This is a genomic window from Brevundimonas sp. KH_025 (assembly GCF_057839885.1).
The window spans coordinates 2,031,446-2,048,284 of record NZ_CM174501.1 but is presented as its reverse complement, the minus strand read 5'-3'; the positions used below and the strand labels follow the sequence as shown (position 1 = coordinate 2,048,284).

Annotated in this window: 12 protein-coding genes, 2 tRNA genes and 1 rRNA gene; 10 read left to right on the top strand and 5 right to left on the bottom strand. The window is 65.5% G+C overall.

What is annotated here, in order from left to right:
• Positions 1–4: 4 nt before the first annotated feature.
• The 3 genes from AC3IS2_RS10120 (at position 5) to AC3IS2_RS10110 (ending at position 4,440) form a co-directional block, all read left to right on the top strand.
• On the top strand, positions 5–910 hold the full coding sequence (locus AC3IS2_RS10120; protein ID WP_489197593.1) for a polyprenyl synthetase family protein: 906 nt from the start codon (positions 5–7) through the stop codon (positions 908–910).
• Positions 911–975: 65 nt separating this feature from the next.
• Positions 976–2,886 (top strand): 1-deoxy-D-xylulose-5-phosphate synthase, encoded by a 1,911-nt coding sequence (gene dxs, locus AC3IS2_RS10115; protein ID WP_489197591.1) that lies wholly within the window; start codon positions 976–978, stop codon positions 2,884–2,886.
• A 321-nt stretch (positions 2,887–3,207) separates the two neighbouring features.
• Positions 3,208–4,440 carry a cation:proton antiporter domain-containing protein gene (locus AC3IS2_RS10110; RefSeq protein WP_489197590.1) on the top strand — a complete coding sequence of 411 codons (1,233 nt, stop codon included), beginning with the start codon at positions 3,208–3,210 and terminating at the stop codon, positions 4,438–4,440.
• A 64-nt stretch (positions 4,441–4,504) separates the two neighbouring features.
• On the opposite strand, the gene AC3IS2_RS10105 is transcribed toward AC3IS2_RS10110, so the two are convergent.
• Positions 4,505–5,281, bottom strand: a complete 777-nt coding sequence (locus tag AC3IS2_RS10105; protein ID WP_489200139.1) for a PhoH family protein — start codon at positions 5,279–5,281, stop codon at positions 4,505–4,507.
• Positions 5,282–5,580: 299 nt separating this feature from the next.
• On the opposite strand from AC3IS2_RS10105, the gene AC3IS2_RS10100 reads away from it, so the two are divergent.
• Positions 5,581–6,111, top strand: coding sequence for a gamma carbonic anhydrase family protein (locus AC3IS2_RS10100; RefSeq protein WP_489197589.1), 531 nt, complete (start codon positions 5,581–5,583; stop codon positions 6,109–6,111).
• Between the two features lie 160 nt (positions 6,112–6,271).
• Complete coding sequence (locus AC3IS2_RS10095; RefSeq protein ID WP_489197588.1) at positions 6,272–7,114, top strand: hypothetical protein; 843 nt, start codon at positions 6,272–6,274, stop codon at positions 7,112–7,114.
• Between the two features lie 118 nt (positions 7,115–7,232).
• Here AC3IS2_RS10095 and AC3IS2_RS10090 read toward each other — a convergent pair whose 3' ends face one another.
• The 4 genes from AC3IS2_RS10090 to hfaA all read right to left on the bottom strand — a co-directional run bounded on the left by AC3IS2_RS10090 (position 7,233) and on the right by hfaA (position 12,894).
• Entirely contained in the window at positions 7,233–10,115 is a 2,883-nt protein-coding gene (locus tag AC3IS2_RS10090; protein ID WP_489197586.1) for a M16 family metallopeptidase, read from the bottom strand.
• A 139-nt stretch (positions 10,116–10,254) separates the two neighbouring features.
• Positions 10,255–11,514: a holdfast anchor protein HfaD gene (gene hfaD / locus AC3IS2_RS10085; protein ID WP_489197585.1), complete on the bottom strand. Its 1,260-nt coding sequence runs from the start codon at positions 11,512–11,514 to the stop codon at positions 10,255–10,257.
• Positions 11,441–12,460 (bottom strand): holdfast anchoring protein HfaB, encoded by a 1,020-nt coding sequence (gene hfaB / locus AC3IS2_RS10080; protein ID WP_489197583.1) that lies wholly within the window; start codon positions 12,458–12,460, stop codon positions 11,441–11,443. The genes hfaD and hfaB overlap by 74 nt, the downstream gene beginning before the upstream one ends.
• Positions 12,460–12,894 carry a holdfast anchoring protein HfaA gene (gene hfaA, locus AC3IS2_RS10075; protein ID WP_489197582.1) on the bottom strand — a complete coding sequence of 145 codons (435 nt, stop codon included), beginning with the start codon at positions 12,892–12,894 and terminating at the stop codon, positions 12,460–12,462. Before hfaA ends, hfaB begins: the two co-directional genes overlap by 1 nt.
• A gap of 109 nt (positions 12,895–13,003) precedes the next feature.
• Between hfaA and AC3IS2_RS10070 the strand changes: the two genes are divergently transcribed.
• The 5 genes from AC3IS2_RS10070 to AC3IS2_RS10050 all read left to right on the top strand — a co-directional run bounded on the left by AC3IS2_RS10070 (position 13,004) and on the right by AC3IS2_RS10050 (position 16,769).
• Entirely contained in the window at positions 13,004–13,672 is a 669-nt protein-coding gene (locus tag AC3IS2_RS10070; protein WP_489197580.1) for a rhomboid family intramembrane serine protease, read from the top strand.
• 64 nt (positions 13,673–13,736) lie between these two features.
• Entirely contained in the window at positions 13,737–14,165 is a 429-nt protein-coding gene (locus AC3IS2_RS10065; protein ID WP_489197579.1) for a CBS domain-containing protein, read from the top strand.
• A gap of 728 nt (positions 14,166–14,893) precedes the next feature.
• A 16S ribosomal RNA gene (locus AC3IS2_RS10060) occupies positions 14,894–16,354 on the top strand.
• A gap of 207 nt (positions 16,355–16,561) precedes the next feature.
• Positions 16,562–16,638: transfer RNA gene (locus tag AC3IS2_RS10055), tRNA-Ile, on the top strand.
• A 55-nt stretch (positions 16,639–16,693) separates the two neighbouring features.
• Positions 16,694–16,769 (top strand) — tRNA-Ala (locus AC3IS2_RS10050).
• The last annotated feature ends 70 nt before the right edge of the window (positions 16,770–16,839 follow it).

Sequence of the window (16,839 nt, the reverse complement as noted above, 5' to 3'; positions counted from 1 at the left end):
GACCATGCTCGCCGCCAACTCTCCGGAACAGGCCGTTATCGACCGGGTGGCCGAGATCGCCGATCTGGTCACCGTCGCCCTGGACGAACTGCTGCCCCGCGCTGACGGTCCCGAATCGCGTCTGACCGAGGCCATGCGTTATGCCGCGCTCGGCCCGGGCAAGCGGCTGCGGCCCTTCTTCGCCATCGAGGCGGGGCGGATGCTGGAGGTCGAGGAATGCGCCGTGCTGCGCGCCGCCTGCGCCCTGGAATGCGTCCACGCCTATTCGCTGGTGCATGACGACCTGCCGGCGATGGACGACGACGACGTGCGGCGCGGTCGGCCGACCCTGCACATCGCCTATGACGAAGCGACCGCCATCCTGGCCGGCGACGCGCTTCAGACCGCCGCCTTCGACATCATCCTGGACGAAGACACCCACGACGACGCGGCTGTGCGCTGCGAACTGGCGCGGCGGCTGTCCTATGCGTCGGGCGCGCGCGGCATGGCGGGCGGCCAGATGATCGACCTCTTGGGGGTGCGCGACGACCTGGGCGGCGTCGCTCGGATGCAGCGTCTGAAGACCGGCGCCCTGTTCGCCTACGCCTTCGAGATTCCGCTGATCATCTCGCGGGCCGACGACGCCGCATGGCACGCCCTGACCAGCTTCGCCCACGACGTGGGTCTGGCCTATCAGATCATCGACGATGTTCTGGACGCGGAAGGCTCCGCCGAGGAGATGGGCAAGGCCGCCGGCGGCAAGGACGCAGCGCTCGGCAAGACCAATTTCGTCACCCTGCTGGGCGTCGACGCGGCGCGACAGAGGGTCGCGCACCTGGCTGATCAGGCCCGTTCGCACCTTGACCTGTTCGGCCACGAGGCCGAAATCCTCAAGGCCAGCGTGGACTTTGTGCTCAAACGCCGGTCCTGATAGGAAACGCGCCCGCCTCCCGCGGGTTACTGAATGACGTCCTGCGTCAAAGGCCCCCGATCTCCATGCCCGACACCCCCGTTCTCGACACCGTCACTGTTCCCGCCGACATGCGCGGGTTCGACATCGCGCGGCTGAAGCAGTTGGCCGACGACGTGCGGACCGAGACCATCGACGCGGTTTCCGTCACCGGCGGCCATCTGGGCTCGGCGCTGGGCGTGGTCGAGCTGACCGTGGCCCTGCACCATGTGTTCGAGACGCCCAAGGACATCCTGATCTGGGACGTCGGCCATCAGTGCTATCCGCACAAGATCCTGACCGGGCGGCGCAACCGCATTCGCACCCTGCGTCAGGGCGGCGGCCTGTCGGGCTTCACCAAGCGCAGCGAGAGCGAATACGACCCCTTCGGCGCGGCCCACGCCTCGACCTCGATCAGCGCCGCGCTCGGCTTCGCCGCCGCCCGCGACGCCAAGGGCGAGAAGAACCGCGTCGTGGCCGTGATCGGCGACGGCTCCATGTCGGCGGGCATGGCCTATGAGGCGATGAACAACGCCGCCGAGGCCACCCACGGCCAGCTGATGGTGGTGCTGAACGACAACGACATGTCGATCGCCCCGCCCGTCGGCGGCATGAGCGCCTATCTGGCCAAGCAGGTCTCGGGCGGCGCCTATCAGAACATTCGCAAGGTCGGGAAGAAGTTCGTCGACCACATGCCGCGCCCCTTCCGCGACGCGGCGCGCAAGGCCGAGGAATACGCCCGCGGCATGATCGTGGGCGGCACCTTCTTCGAGGAGCTGGGCTTCTACTACATCGGGCCGATCGACGGTCACGACATGGAGAACCTGGTCCCCATCCTGAAGAACGCCGCCGCCATCACCGACCGACCGGTGCTGGTCCACGTCGTGACGCAGAAGGGCAAGGGCTACGCCCCCGCAGAGAACAGCGCCGACAAGTATCACGGCGTGGTCAAGTTCGACGTGGTCTCGGGCAAGCAGGCCAAGGCCGTCTCCAACGCCCCCAGCTACACCAAGGTCTTCGGCACCGAACTGATCAAGCACGCCCGGATCGACCCCTCGATCGTGGCCATCACCGCCGCCATGCCGACCGGCACGGGGCTGGACCTGTTCGGTCAGGCCTTCCCCGACCGCACCTTCGACGTCGGCATCGCCGAGCAGCACGCCGTGACCTTCGCCGCCGGTCTGGCCGCCGACGGGATCAAGCCGGTCTGCGCCATCTATTCGACCTTCCTCCAGCGCGGCTATGACCAGGTCGTCCACGACGTGGCCATCCAGTCCCTGCCGGTGCGCTTCGCCATGGACCGCGCCGGTCTGGTCGGCGCTGACGGCGCCACCCACGCCGGATCGTTCGACATCGGCTTCATGGGCGCTCTGCCCGGCATGGTGCTGATGGCCGCCGCCGACGAGGCGGAACTGGCCGCCATGATCTCGACCTCCCTGGCCATCGACGACCGCCCCAGCGCCTTCCGCTATCCGCGCGGCGACGGCGTCGGCGTCGAGATTCCCGAACTGGCCGCCCCGCTGGAGATCGGCAAGGGCCGCATCGTCCGCGAAGGCACCTCCGTCGCCATCCTGTCGCTGGGCACCCGTCTGCAGGAATCGCTCAAGGCCGCTGATATGCTGGCCGCGCGCGGCGTCTCGGCCACCGTCGCCGACGCCCGTTTCGCCAAGCCGCTGGACGCCGACATGATCCTGCGTCTGGCGCGCGAGCATGAATGCCTGATCACGGTGGAGGAGGGCGCCATGGGCGGCTTCGGCGCCTTCGTCCTGCAACTGCTGGCCGAGAAGGGCGCGCTGGACGGCGGCCTCAAGATCCGCACCCTGACCCTGCCCGACGTCTTCCAGGATCAGGACAAGCCCGAGGTCATGTACGCCCAGGCCGGCCTCGACGCCGACCATATCGCGGCGACTGCCCTGACCGCTCTGGGCGTCGACGCCAGCCGGGCCGTGCGGGCCTAGGCTTGCCTTCTCCCGCTACCTTTTCTCACTCATCCCGGCGAAGGCCGGGATCCAGATGACATGACGAAGCGGCTGGCGACAAAGGGCTCGATCACGCCATCTGACCTAAGCGTCGCATCTTACGATCTGGATCCCGGCCTTCGCCGGGATGAGCGGTTCTAAGGCTTTCGTTCCGCGACCCGTCGTCGCGCACGCAACTTTGACTGTTTCCAATCGGTTTCATCCCGGTAAAATGGGGGTGAAAGCCTTGCCGTGGCGGCCTAGCGTCCCCAAATTGAGGCTTCCAGCCCCAAGGAAACCTTCACCGACGCAGGAGCGCCGATGCCGCATGCCGACAGCCTGATCATCACCCTGGTTGGAGGCTTCGTCCTCGCCTTCGTGTTCGGCATGTTGGCCAATCGGCTGAAGCTGTCGCCTCTGGTCGGCTATCTGGTGGCGGGGATCGCGGTCGGGCCCTACACGGGCGGCTTCGTCGCGGACACGGAACTGGCGCCCCAGTTGGCCGAGATCGGCGTCATCCTGCTGATGTTCGGGGTCGGGCTTCACTTCTCGCTGGCGGACCTGATGAAGGTGCGCAAGGTCGCCATCCCCGGCGCCCTGGTCCAGATCGCCGCCGCCACCGTGCTCGGCTGGGTTCTCGGACGTTTCCTGCTGGGTCTCGGCGACGTTGAGGCCCTGCTGCTGGGCTTCTCGCTGTCGGTGGCCTCGACCGTAGTGCTGCTGCGGGCGCTGGAAGAGCGCAAGCAGCTCAAGAGCGACGCCGGCCGCATCGCCATGGGCTGGCTGATCGTCGAAGACCTGGTGATCGTCATCGCCCTGGTCATGCTGCCCCTGCTGATCATCCAACCCGGCGAGACGCTGAGCGGCGCCGCCTTGGCCAAGTCCATCGGCTGGACCCTGATCAAGGTCGCGGGCTTCGTCAGCGTCATGCTGGTGGTGGGCGCCAAGGTCCTGCCCTGGGTTCTGGTGCGGATCGCCCACACCAAGTCGCGGGAGCTGTTCACCTTGGGGGTGCTGGCCATCGCCCTGGGGATCGCCTGGGTAGCCTATTATCTGTTCCACTCCTTCGCCCTGGGCGCCTTCCTGGCGGGGCTGGTGCTGAACAGCTCGCCGCTGGGGCACAATGCGGCCGAGCGGTCGCTGCCGCTGCGCGACGCCTTCGCCGTGCTGTTCTTCGTCTCGGTCGGGATGCTGTTCGATCCGACCATCCTGGTGCGCGAGCCGCTGGCGGTGCTGGGTGTGCTGGGCATCGTCATCATCGGCAAGTCGCTGGCGGCCCTGGCCATCACCACGGCCTTCAAGCTGGACCGGGCGACCAGCCTGACCGTCGCCGCCAGCCTGGCCCAGATCGGCGAGTTCTCCTTCATCCTGGCCGCCACCTCGGTAGCGCTGGGCGCCATGAGCCGCGAGACCCACGACCTGATCCTGGCCGCGGCCCTGCTGTCGATCTCGCTGAACCCCTTCGTCTTCGCCCTGATCGACCGGATCGGCGGGCGCGTCGCGGCGCCGCCCAGGAAGGACGAGCCCAAGGCGAGCCTGGCCGACGTCATGTAATGAAAAAAGAGGCCCGAAGATCGCTCTTCGGGCCTCTTCCGCATCCGCGTCCTGACAGGGGGGCTTACAGGACGCCGATCATGCTCGCGACCAGGGGGTGGCGCACGATGTCGCGTTCGGCCAGACGCACCACGGCGATGTCCGGCACCGCGGTCAGCCGTTCAGCAATGTCGGCCAGGCCCGAGATGCCGGGCAAAAGATCCGACTGCTGCGGGTCGCCCGTCACCACCATGGTCGAGTGCCAGCCCAACCGGGTCAGCAGCATCTTCAACTGGACGTAGGTGCAGTTCTGCGCCTCGTCGACGACGATGAAGGCGTTGTTCAGGGTGCGGCCGCGCATGTAGCCGATGGGGGCGATCTCGATCAGGCCCTCGGCCATCAGGGCCTTGACCCGCTTCATGCTGAGGCGGTCCGACAGGGCGTCGTAGAGCGGGCGCAGATAGGGGGCCAGCTTGTCCTCCATGTCGCCGGGCAGGAAGCCGATGGATTCCCCGGCCTCCACCGCCGGGCGCGACAGGACGATGCGGCCGACCTTGCCCGCCTCCAGCGCCTCGACCGCCTTGGCGACCGCGAGGTAGGTCTTGCCTGTGCCTGCCGGGCCGAGGGCCAGGACCAGATTGTGGGCGTCGACGGCCTCCATCAACTCGGCCTGACCGTCAGACTTGGGCTTCAGCGTCTTGAGATAGGCCTGATCGCGTTCGTCATTCGAAGGATAGGGCGACCAGCCGTTGCGCGGCGGCAATCGCCGAACCTTGGCGTCCTGCAGGAACTCCCGCGAATCCAGCACGCCTTCACGGACTTGATGCTTGATGGCCGAACGCTTCGTCATGAACGCCTCCAGGGCATGAAAAAAGGCGAGCCCGGCAGGGTCTCGCCTTGGTCGTCGGTGGGGGAGGAGGGGGCCGGAACAATGCAGCGGCCGCCCGGATCAGTCGCGGGGTCGTCGCCGCAGCAGAGGCGTCGTCCCGGAACCGGTCGCGAACACGCCACGCGCATTCTCCAGTTTCTGACCGGACCGGGCTTGATCCGGCTTCGGATCCGGGGCCGAAATGGCGACCTCGAATCGCATCAACAGGATGATGCTAGCGTAGTTTATGAAGGCTTAAAGCCTTCATTTTCTGAAACATAGGCGGTGTTCGGATGAGTGTTTACAGTCTTGGCGACAGCAAGCCTCAGCTTCCGCCGGAGGGCGAATACTGGATCGCGCCGAGTGCAACGGTTCTAGGGAATGTGATTCTGCATCCCGGCGCCAGCATCTGGTTCAACACGGTTTTGCGAGGCGACAATGATCCCATCGTGATCGGCCGCGACAGCAATATTCAGGACGGCAGCATTCTGCATACGGATGTCGGATCGCCGCTGACGATCGGCGAAGGCGTGACCGTGGGGCACAAGGCCATGCTGCATGGCTGCACCATCGGCGACAACAGCCTGGTCGGGATCGGAGCGGTGATCCTGAACGGCGCGCGGATCGGGAAGAACTGTCTGATCGGCGCCAACGCCCTGATCACCGAGGGCAAGGTCATTCCCGACAACGCCCTGGTCATGGGCCAGCCGGGCAAGGTGGTGCGGGAACTGGACGAGGGGCAGGTCGAGGCCCTGCGGATTTCGGCCCAGCACTATGTGCAGAACTGGCGGCGCTACGTGCGGGACCTGCATCCGCTGGCCTGAAGCCCCGAATTGAGGCGCGGCGCGTCAGGATGGCACAGTTTATGGGCCGTCCGGCCTGTTCGGCGCAACGGAAACGCAAGGCTTTTGCGCTTTGATCCAGCATTGGACCGGCCCGCGACTTGCAAGGCGCGGCGCGAAGAACAATGCAGGAGCCCAGCCCATGCGGGTGCGGATCAAGACTTTGCTGGCGGCGTCGGGGGCCTTCATCGGCCTGATGGCGATCGCCGACACGGCCGCGGCCCAATGCGGGGGGACGTGCCAACCGCCGCCCCCGCCGCCGCCGCCGCCGATTCCGGGCGGGCCCTGCGGCGGCGGATGCCTGCCGCCTCCGCCTCCGCCCTGCTGCGGCTCGGGCGGCAACGTCAATGTGAACGTCAATGTGAACGCCAACGCCAATGCGACGGCGCGCGCCTTCGCCGGATCGCGCGGCGGCGCGACGGTGATCGTCGGCGGGGGCGGCGGCGCCTATTTCAATGTTGATCAGCCCTATCCGACCACGATCCAGGGCCTGACGGTCGAGGGTTCGACCATGCAGATGGTCCGCGTCCCCTTTACGGCCTCGCGCCGGATGGAGAAGCGCGTGGTCATCCAGGCCGTCTGCATCGACGACCGCGCCGTGCCGCATCCGGCCTCGCAGGTCCGTCCGGGCAAGGATGTCGGCATGGACTATGAAGGCGAACTGTATCGCTGCATCGCCGGGACCAAGCTGCAATGGACCATCGCCGACGAGGCCGGCGGTCCGGGCGAGACCGTCAACTGCAACAAGCGCGAGGCCCTGTGGTACGGCCGCGGCGGGATGCTGGAATGCCGTCCCGAGAAGCAGGAGCGTGACTGCAACGAGCGTTCGCTGCTGCGCCGCTATGGCGCGGGCGTGAAGGTGCTGACCATGATCCGCGAGGAATCCTACACCGAATACCGTGAGGAGATGGTCGAGACCGCCGGAGCCGTGGCCTCGGGCGCGGTGATCATGCTGGACGGCGGCGTCGGCGGCCGTGTCTTCTGAATAGGCCGTTCAGCCTGGCGTCAGGCGGGCTGAACTAGAGTTCCGCCATCGACTCTCCGTCGATAGGCCAAAAGACTTGGGGCCCCGATCCGCTGGATCGGGGCCCCTTTTTCTTCTCTTACTGGGCCGGAGCCTTGTCCGAGACGACCTCGGCCTTCCACGCCGTGTCCGGCTTCAGGTATTGCCGGGCGGCGGCCTGAATGTCGGCGACGGTGAAGGATTCCAGATCGCTGATATGCGTCTGGATCTGTTCGACCGCGGCCGGCTTGGCCGCGAGGTCTTCCAGCTGGCCGAGCCAGTACTCGTTTCCGGCCTGGCTGCGGCGCAGGGTCTCGATCACCGGCAGGCGAGCGCGGTTCAGCTCGTCCTCGGTGATCGGCGTGTCGCGCAGGGAGGCGGTGATGGCGTCCACGGCGGCGTAGAAGGCAGGGATCTTGTCCGCCGCCGTCTCGGCCATCACGAAGATGGAGCCGTAGCCCTTGAACACGTCCGAGGACGAGGCAGCGACGCGCGGCGAATAGGCCAGGGCCTGCTTCTCGCGGATCTCGTCCAGCACGCGCAGCTTGAACACCTCAGCCAGGATGCCGACCTTGCGCGCCTCAGTGCGGTCGTCGACGGAGTCGGTCGTCGGCCAGGCGATGTAGCCCAGGGCCTGTTCGGCCGGACCCGTGTGGGCCAGGCGCACCGGCTGGGCGTTCGGCGCCGGGAAGCGTCGCTGATCCGAACCGGGCAGGGGCTGGGCGGCCGGCGCGCGGTTCGGCATGGCCGCGAACGTGGACGCGACAGCTGCGATGGCGTCGTCGATCTTGACGTCGCCGACCATGACGATGTCGATGGGGCCGGACGCCAGGCCCTGGGTCACGCCCTGCTTCAGTTCGTCCAGGGTGAAGGCGGCGATGTCCGAGGCGGCGGGCACCGTCTCGCGCTTGTCGCCGCTGGCCAGGAGGCCGGCGGCCTGGATGCCGAAGGCGCCGCCCGGCGTGGCGAGCTGCTGCGTCAGGATCTGCGGGAAGAAGGCCTTGATCTGCTGGAACGGCGCCGGACGCAGGCCCGGATCGGTCAGATAGGCGGCCAGCACCTGCATCTGCAGTTGCAGATCGGCGGGACGGGTCGTGCCCGACAACTGATAGGCGTCGCCGTCGATGGAGAAGCCGGCGCTGTAGATCTTGCCGGTGAGGACGCGGCTCAGTTCGTCGGCCGTCAGCTTGCCCAGGCCGCCTTGGGTGAAGACCATCGGGGCCAGCATCTGGGAGGTGAAGCGGTCAGTCGGCAGGCCTTCCTCGCCGATGCCGGTGCGCACGGACACCAGGATTTGCTCGTCCTTGAATTCGGTCGGCTTGACCGTCAGGCGAACGCCGTTGGGGAAGGCGACGACCGTGGCGCCGACGGCGGCGACCTCGGTCCGGCTGCTCGGAACGGCGGCGGCGCCGAAGTCGGCGTAGGGCCATTGCAGTTGGGCCTGTTCGGCGCGGGCCGTGACGGCGACGGCGCGGCTGGCTTGCAGCGCGGCCGTGACGCCGGCCTCGCCGCCTTCGATCGCCTCGGGCGTGACGACGAGCGCCAGCGGGCCGTAGCCTTCGAACACCGCCTTGACGGCGCCGCCCACCTGTTCGGCCTTCAGATCCTTCACGCCCGCCTCGAAGAGGGCGAGGTTGGCGGCCGGCGACGAGAAGACCTTGTCGTCATTCGTCGCGCCCAGCAGGGCGTTGGCCAGACCGGGCGTGCTGCGGGTCGCAGCGGCCTGGACGGCGTTTTCCAGCGCGGTGCGGGTGTTGGCGATTTCGCGGTCCAGTTCGACCTGGGTCACGCCGAACTGCACCAGGCGGCGCTGTTCTTGCTCGATCGTTTCCAACGCACGCTTCAGCCCGCCGGGATTGAAGTTGGCCGAGACGCTGCCGAGATCGACGGTCTTGAACAGGCTGCCTTGGCTGGCGCTGGCGGTGATGAAGGGCGGGTTGTCGGCGCGGGCGATTTCGCCCAGGCGACGGTTCAGAACCGCCAGGCCGAGGTTCTGGACCAGGGCTTCGCGACGTTCGCCGGCCGTGTCGGGATCCAGATCGGGGTTGCTGATCCAGTTCAACTGGACCGAGGACTGGATGCCCGGCTCGACCAGGATGCGGGTCTCGGGCGCGCGCGCTGCGACGGTTCCCAGATCGGGATTCGGGCCGTCGGCGGCCTTGGGCTGCCAGTCGGAGAAGGTGGCGCGGATCTTGGCTTCCATCTGGTCGACGTCGAAGTCGCCGACGGCGATCATGGTCGCGCGCGAGGGGCGGTAATAGGCGTTGTAGAATTCAACAAAGCGGTCGCGCGGAGCCGAACGAATGATGCTGAGGTCGCCGATCGGCAGGCGGTTCGACAGACGCTGGCCGGGGGCCAGAAGCGCGATCTGAGCCTTGATCGAGCGCAGGCCGGGGGTGTTGCGCAGGCGCTCTTCACCCTCGATCACGCCGCGTTCGGCGTCGATGTCTTCAGCCTTCATCAGGGCTTCGGAGACCTGCTCGCGCATGATGCGCAGCGAGGTGTCGACGGTCTCGTCGTTGGTGCGCGGCAGCTCCAGCGTATAGGCGGTCTGGTCGAAGCTGGTGAAGGCGTTGGTGTCGGCGCCGAAGGCCAGGCCCAGGCGTTCCAGAATGCGCAGCAGTTCGTTCTCAGGCACGTTGGTCGTGCCGTTGAAGGCCATGTGCTCCATGAAGTGAGCCAGACCCAGCTGGTCGTCGTTCTCCATCAGCGAGCCGGCGTCGATCCGCAGGCGAAGCGAAGCCTGGCCCGGAGGCGTGGCGTTCTTCATGATGGCGTAGCGCATCCCGTTCGGCAGGGTGCCGAAGCGGACGGCGGAATCGACGGGGATGTCGCTGGCGCCCTGGGCCCAGGGCTTGGACGGCTGGGCGTCCTGCGCCGCAGCGGCGGCGGGCGCGGTCAAGGCGACGGCGGGCAGGGCGGCGCCGCCTAGAAGGGCGAGGCTGGAGGCGGCAAGCAGCAACAGGTGGCGAGGCGATCGCATTCAGTGAGACTCCGGACCCCGTGCGATCAGGCTGCCCCCGGGACTGACTGCGGCCCTGCACGGTGATGGTCGCGTGCAACGGCGTATGCACGTTCGATCAGAGTGACAAAGGTGCTTGACTGCCTCAAGTTACCGAATGTTAATTTCCACCCGTCCGGGTGACGTAGAAGGTCGCGGCATTGCCCACGGCGTTGGCGCCGGCGATGACATTTCGGCCCGACCCGTTGATCGTCGTATTGGCGACGGCGCTGACATTGCCGCTGTTGGTCTGGACATTGCGCGCGTTCAGGTCGCCGCCGCATTCCGCGCAGGCGTAGCCGGTGACGACGTTGCCCGCGGCGTTGGCGCCGACATAGGCGTCATAGCCGGCCTGTCCGGCAAAGGAGGCGGTCGCTTCAACGCCGCCCGAGTTCACCTGGGTGTTGTCGATGTCGACATAGATGTCGTTGTTGCCGACGGTCACTTCGTTGGCGACGGCGCTGGCGGCGGCCGTGGCCTTGCCGAAGTCATAGGAACTGAGTTGGGCCGCGCTGCGGATCTGGGCGCTGTTGGCCTGATCCGTCGTTGGGATCAGGGATCCGCCCTGATTGTAGAAGGTCGCCTGGTTGCCGCCTGCATGGGCGCGCGCCGCCAGGTTCCAGCCGTTGCCGGCCCAGACGCCGGTGCCGGCCTCGACCATGGCGCCGGACGAACGCTGCCGCACTTCCAGTTCCTGATTGGCGGAGGGGCCGGTCGTGGCCTGAACCGCGTTGGCGACGGCCTGGCTGGAGAACTCGGCCGGATCACGGACGAAGCGAGGCGAGGCCTGATTGGTCGCGCGGACCTCGCCGGTGGCGGTCTGGTCGATGGCGCCGATCAGGGCGGCGCGGCCGCCGCCCGAGCCGCCGCCCGCAAGGGCCACCGTGTTGCCGAAGGCGGCGGCGCCGATCTGGCCGCCGCCGACCAGGCGGGCGTCTGTTCCGGTGATGACAGTCGTCGCCGTGACGTCGCCGCTGACTGTCTGGGTCGCGTCGATGGCCATCTGGGCGTTCGTCGCCGTGCCAGCCAGATAGTTGCCGCGCGCCTGGGTGGTGCTGGTGACTAGGCCGTTGGTGTCGCCGCCAAGCGTCAGCGTCGTCGTCGCCGACACGTCGCCGCGCGCATCCTGAGACGAGCGAACCTCGAGGTCCTGGCCGTCCGCGCCGCCGGTCAGGCTGTTGCCCTGGGCGGCGTTGGACACAGTGACCTGATCGCTGGCGTCGACGACGTTCAACGTTTGGCCCGCGACGACGTCGCCGAGCTGAAGCTGTTCGTTCAGGACCAGACCGCGGTCCTGGGCGGCGACCTCAGTAGCGGCCGCGGCGCACATCGCCGTCGCGGCGATCGTGCCAGCGAGACGGATCCGCGCGAGTCTGACCATTGTTCGTGTCCGTGTTTGCATAGGCGGGGTAGTAGCCGCCGGTCGGGCCGACCGGGGAGTCGCCCAAGGGGTCGTTGGCCGGGCTGAGGCAGACCTCGGGGCCGGGCGCGCCGTAAAGATTGGCCATGAACTCGACAGTGGCGCGTTCGACCAGGGCGCGGACGGCCAACTGGACCGGCTCCAGCCCGCTGGTTCCCGCCGAGATGTCGAAGACATTGCCGTTCATGAAGTCGAACACGCCCGCCGAGATCTCACGGCCGACGATCTGCTTCTGATAGGAGACGACATCGACGACTTCGAGCGTGGTGGTCTGCACCAGCCGCAGGTCGATGGCGATGTTCATGACGAAGACCTTGCCGGTCAGCATCCCAGAACCGCCGTTCCGCTCCACCTCGCCGCCGGCGATGTCGAAGCCGCCGGAGCGGATGTTGTAGTTCACCTCGGTGATGCCGCCGACGACATAGAAGTCCGAGCCGGGCACCTGGCCCGCCAGAATGCGGCGATAGGCGGCGTCCTGAGGTCCGCCGTTGGGCTGGTCGTCGCTGATCAGCTTGTTGTTGGCGTAGCGCAGTTCCAGCTCCGACACCGAGGTGTCGTAGCGCTCGACGATGCGGGCGCCGGCCTTGGCCAGGGCGGTGTTCGCCATCAGCGAGGCGCCCTGGGTGATCTGGCGGCCGCCATCCGAGGAGACGGAGCCGGTGTAGTCGCTGATCCGGCCGACCGCCATGCGCGGCGAAGGCAGGTTGTAGCGACGCGCATAGTCCGCCAGGCAGTAGAGCGCGGTCGAATAGGGCGTCGGGTTGGACGTCACCGGGGCGTTGCCGATCGGCTTGGCGTATTGGCCCGAAGGACCCGCGCTGGTGCTGGCGCAGCTCGCCAGGACGCTGGCGGCGGCGGCAGCGACGGCGGCGACCCGCAGCGGGCGATTGAAGCGAAGTGCGGTCATCAGAAGTTCAAGGTCCCGTTCAGGGCGGTCCCGGCGGTGATGTTGCCGGTATTGGTCTGGGTGGAGTTGATGATCACCGTGTTCCGATTGCCCTGGACCACGACGTTCAGGCTGTTGCCGATGGCGGTCGCGCCGCCGATGGCTGTGCCGCCGTTGGACAATCCCGCTCCGGCGAAACCGCTCGAAACCCCGGCCGACGAGCTGGAAAAGCTGCTGGCGCCGGACTGGATGATGCCGTTGACGATCAGCCGATTGCCGTTGGCGTCGCGCGTCGATCCGCTGGAGGCCTGGGCCGTGGTGTAGCGCGAGGCGCCATAGCCGGCCTGGAACTGCGCGGCGCCGGCCGAGCCCGTCGACTGCGCGGACGCAGCGCCGGCCGCCACGACGGGCAGGGCCAGGACGGCGACGGTCAGGATCAGTCTTTGAAACGGCATGAAGCACTCCGCGGGACGATGCGGGTCGCCAAGCAACCCGCGTGCCAGTTTGGAACGCGGGTCTTAAGATCGGCTTGAGATTGCGTCGGTCTTTGTCCATCAAGGGCTGATGCAGACTTCAGCCGACGGCCCGACCGATCCCAGCCGCGAGCGGATCTTCAACGCCCCCTTCCTGCCTGTGCTGATCGCCGTCTCCATGCCGGTGCTCTACTGGTTTCAGGAGCGGATGGCTGACCAGGGCATGTCCATGGCGTTTCGGGCTGTTGATCTGTGGCAGGGGCGGTGGACGGGTCTGTTCACCTCCATGCTGTTGCACGGCGGCTGGGGACATGTGGCCATGAATGCGGTCGGCGCCCTGGCGTTTGGCGCGCCGGTGGCGCGGCTGCTGTCGCGAGGACCGGGGCCTCTGGCCTTCTTGGCCCTCTATATCGTGAGCGGCGTCGTCGCGGCGCTGGGCTTCGGCCTGTGCCATCCTGGGAGCGAGAGCAATCTGGTCGGCGCCTCGGGGGCGGTGTTCGGCCTGATCGGCGCGGCGACCCGTCTCATGGGCGGACACGGGCGGGTGCTGCCGCTGTTTCATTCTGGCGTCTTGAAACAGGCGGGGGCGTGGATGGCCGCCAATCTGGTGGTGGGCCTCATCGGTCTGGCTCCGGGAGCCGGCGGCGCCAGCATCGCCTGGGAAGCCCACGCCTTCGGTTTCCTGGTCGGCATTCTGGCGATCGGACCGTTGGGCCGTTGGTTCGGCCCGCGATCGGATTTGCTTCCCGCGGGGGTCTGAGCGATCCTGCGGTCATAGCGGCCGGTCCGCGGTCGCCTCCCATATCTGACGGGAAGGAGCCGCCATGCTGGTCGCCGAAATTCTCAAGGGCAAGGGGGAGGCCGTCTTCACCCTGTCGCCCGATACGCCGTTGATCGAGGCGTGCGCCGAACTGGATCGCAAGCGGGTAGGGGCTCTGATCGTCCTTGAAGGAGACGCGGTCCTCGGCGTCCTCTCGGAACGGGACATCGTCCAGGCGGTTTCACGAGACGGAGCGGAGGCGCTGAACCGTCCCGCTTCCCACTATATGACGACCGAAGTGATCTTCGCCGAGCCTACGGAAACCGTAACCGTCCTGATGGCGCGCATGACGGACCGCCGCGTCCGCCATCTGCCGGTTCTGCGCGATCGCCGCCTGGCCGGGGTCATCTCCATCGGCGACGTCGTCAAGTGCCAGATCGCTGAAGCCACCCAGGAGGCCGAGAGTCTGCGCACCTATATAGCGGCGGGTTAGTTGGGCGCGCGCCGTCGTGCGGTCCCGTGGATTCGTGTTCGTCCGGTTTTTCACGGAAGCGTCGTTTACGGGGTTGTGGAGTCGGGGGCGGGTCCGTATATCCCCGCCTCGCTCGGAGACGGGCCGGCCCACAGGGCTTCGGGGACTGGTTCTTCGGGGTTCTGGCGAGGGAAGGGGTTGAAAAACTTCTTGCTTCCGCCGGGTGGTTCGATTAGTCTCCGCGCTTCGATCAAATCGCTGATTTGCCGGTGCGAGAAGCTTTTTCGCTTCTCCTGTCGGTCTTCTGCGGCTCTAAAAGCTTCGGCATTTGGAACTTCAGAAAGCTTGGTTGGTTCGGTTGACATGGAGATCGGCTTTCCCTAGATAGCCGCCTCCGCCGCTTCTCCGGGAGCGGCTTTTGTGAAAAGAAAGTTCTTTAAAAAGAACTGCTTGACACGGAAAACTGAGGCGTCTAGAACGCCGCCTCCGCCGCGGACCGGCGCAAAACAGTCCGGCCGGTTGATCCGGTCGTGGTCTTTGAAATCGTTGATCTGGAAAGAGAAACGCAGGCGGCGGTGTCCTAGCGAAGTTCTTCGGAACTTTAGTCGACACTGACAATCTGCGGTCTTTTTGAAAAGACATACCATGTAACTGATCTTCGGATCGGTGACGTGGGATCTCGTCAATAATACGTAGAACTAATGCCAAGCGATCTTAGGATCGCGATGCTTAGGTCAGATAAGTCAACTCAACCTGAGAGTTTGATCCTGGCTCAGAGCGAACGCTGGCGGCAGGCCTAACACATGCAAGTCGAACGGACCCTTCGGGGTTAGTGGCGGACGGGTGAGTAACACGTGGGAACGTGCCTTTAGGTTCGGAATAGCTCCTGGAAACGGGTGGTAATGCCGAATGTGCCCTTCGGGGGAAAGATTTATCGCCTTTAGAGCGGCCCGCGTCTGATTAGCTAGTTGGTGAGGTAATGGCTCACCAAGGCGACGATCAGTAGCTGGTCTGAGAGGATGACCAGCCACATTGGGACTGAGACACGGCCCAAACTCCTACGGGAGGCAGCAGTGGGGAATCTTGCGCAATGGGCGAAAGCCTGACGCAGCCATGCCGCGTGAATGATGAAGGTCTTAGGATTGTAAAATTCTTTCACCGGGGACGATAATGACGGTACCCGGAGAAGAAGCCCCGGCTAACTTCGTGCCAGCAGCCGCGGTAATACGAAGGGGGCTAGCGTTGCTCGGAATTACTGGGCGTAAAGGGCGCGTAGGCGGATCGTTAAGTCAGAGGTGAAATCCCGGAGCTCAACTTCGGAACTGCCTTTGATACTGGCGATCTTGAGTGTGAGAGAGGTATGTGGAACTCCGAGTGTAGAGGTGAAATTCGTAGATATTCGGAAGAACACCAGTGGCGAAGGCGACATACTGGCTCATTACTGACGCTGAGGCGCGAAAGCGTGGGGAGCAAACAGGATTAGATACCCTGGTAGTCCACGCCGTAAACGATGATTGCTAGTTGTCGGGCTGCATGCAGTTCGGTGACGCAGCTAACGCATTAAGCAATCCGCCTGGGGAGTACGGTCGCAAGATTAAAACTCAAAGGAATTGACGGGGGCCCGCACAAGCGGTGGAGCATGTGGTTTAATTCGAAGCAACGCGCAGAACCTTACCACCTTTTGACATGCCTGGACCGCCAGAGAGATCTGGCTTTCCCTTCGGGGACTAGGACACAGGTGCTGCATGGCTGTCGTCAGCTCGTGTCGTGAGATGTTGGGTTAAGTCCCGCAACGAGCGCAACCCTCGCCATTAGTTGCCATCATTTAGTTGGGAACTCTAATGGGACTGCCGGTGCTAAGCCGGAGGAAGGTGGGGATGACGTCAAGTCCTCATGGCCCTTACAGGGTGGGCTACACACGTGCTACAATGGCAACTACAGAGGGTTAATCCTTAAAAGTTGTCTCAGTTCGGATTGTCCTCTGCAACTCGAGGGCATGAAGTTGGAATCGCTAGTAATCGCGGATCAGCATGCCGCGGTGAATACGTTCCCGGGCCTTGTACACACCGCCCGTCACACCATGGGAGTTGGTTCTACCCGAAGGCGATGCGCTAACCGCAAGGAGGCAGTCGACCACGGTAGGGTCAGCGACTGGGGTGAAGTCGTAACAAGGTAGCCGTAGGGGAACCTGCGGCTGGATCACCTCCTTTCTAAGGATGCTTCTCCAGTGTCTCTCACGAGACATTATTGAGGCTCCGATTTAGCTTCCAGTGCTTGCACTGAGAGGCATTATGCGGGACGCCGCCGTCTCCGTTTCTCTTTCCTCATTCCGTCATCGACGCCAGGACCATTCGGGTTCCGGTATTGATGACGCGATCGCGAGCCTGGGCTCTTCAGCCTGGCTGTCGTGCCGCCATAGGCCCGTAGCTCAGGTGGTTAGAGCGTACGCCTGATAAGCGTAAGGTCGGCAGTTCGAGTCTGCCCGGGCCTACCAGCTTCTGAGCTGGTCCGTGGCATCGTCGACGGCTCACCCGGCTTGTTCCCTGATTGGGGCCATAGCTCAGTTGGTAGAGCGCCTGCTTTGCAAGCAGGATGTCGTCGGTTCGACTCCGTCTGGCTCCACCATTTCTCTTGGTGCTAGCGCCGTAACGGCTGCTTGAGCACCAGGTGATAGGCACATCGCGATCTGACAGGT